General features: G+C 56.4%; 1 protein-coding gene and 1 pseudogene. Both read right to left on the bottom strand.

Annotation, left to right across the window (positions count from 1 at the left end):
• Positions 1-95: transposase (locus FHS48_RS20660; protein ID WP_184266736.1), on the bottom strand; the 95-nt coding region annotated here is incomplete at its 3' end.
• 34 nt (positions 96-129) lie between these two features.
• A pseudogene (locus FHS48_RS19840) lies at positions 130-1,093 on the bottom strand (IS630 family transposase).
• Between the last annotated feature and the right edge of the window lie 282 nt (positions 1,094-1,375).

The raw sequence follows: 1,375 nt of genomic DNA, 5'->3' as shown, positions 1-1,375 counted from the left end.
GATTTTCCAATACCCAGATCTTCTGCAATTGCGGCAACAGATCGCCCACTCGTCTCGACAAGACGTACCGCCTCAGCACGGAACTCCGGCGTCACGCCAGCATGGCGGCCACGGCCACCTAGAGAATTTTCATATTGAGTGTGCGTAACCCGCAGCTTTGAAGAAATTTACACACTGTTGTGGAGAGAAGCGCTCGACAAGCTTTCCGACCTGATCCCACAGCGCATCAATGGTGCGCTGTGGTTACTGCCGCAGCAGGGCTTTGAGTTTCGAAAAGGCCATCTCAATGGGGTTCATGTCGGGGGAATATGGCGGCAGATAAAAGCACTGTGCGCCCGTTGCTTTTATGGCCGCCTGAACATCCTGCGTTTTGTGTGCCGGGAGATTGTCCATGACAACGATATCCCCCTTCCGCAGAGAGGGGCCAAGGATCTGGCGGACGTAGGCAAGGAATGCCTCCCCATTCATGGGGCCATCAAGGACAAGGGGCGCAGAGATCCCTGAAAGCCGAAGCCCTGCAACAAACGTGGTGGTTTTCCAGTGCCCAAACGGCACGCTGGACAGACATCTTTGCCCTTTTCGGGCTCTTCCGTAGAGCCGGGTCATCTTGGTGCTGATGCCGGTCTCATCGAGGAAAACAAGCTTTTCGGGATCAAGATAGGGCTGTGCGGCTTTCCAGATCCGCCTCCGGTTTGCAACGTCCGGCCTTTCTTGCTCGCTGGCGCGCAGTGTTTTTTTTGAACGTCAGCCCCAGCCGGTCAATGGCCAGCCAGAGTGCCCCGCTGCTGATCCTGACGCCGTATTCGCTCTCAAGCCAGCGCTGGATTGCAGCAATCGTGGTGTCGCTCTGCGCTTGGATGTAGGCCCCGATTGCCTGCTCCTGTTCTGGCGTCAGTTTGCGGGGGCGATGTCCACGCACTGTGCTGGCCTCGCTTTCACCAGTCTTTCTGCGGCGGATCTGCGCCTTGTAGATGTAGGAAACACTGACCTGAAACAGCAGGGCTGCCTGTCTGGCGGGCATTCCACTGTCAACTGCTGCCAGAACCCGCACCCGTAAATCAGAAGAGTAACTTTGTCCCTGCCGCCAGCCCATCGCGTCACCTGCGCATTCGTAAAATCAGGAGGCAGTGAATCACGAACACACGCAGATGGGAATCCCCCACAGATTCCGGTCATTTTAAAAATGCTTGTCTTATGAATTTCCGTGCCGATAGGCGATAAAGGAACAGCTGGGAGAGGGTAGCAGCCCTCTCCCAGCGGCGAGGGTCGGATCGAGAAAACCACGGTCATCGCATTTGAAAGAAGCGAGTAGCGCTGAGCGCTAAAAAGGATTCTTTAGGGGGCTCCCTCAGCGAAGGCAGGAGCCCCCCTGATG

The organism is Novispirillum itersonii, assembly GCF_014205675.1.
GTDB lineage: Bacteria > Pseudomonadota > Alphaproteobacteria > Rhodospirillales > Rhodospirillaceae > Novispirillum > Novispirillum itersonii_A.
Note: the sequence above shows the minus strand (reverse complement) of the source record. Positions and strands in the feature narration are given on the sequence as shown.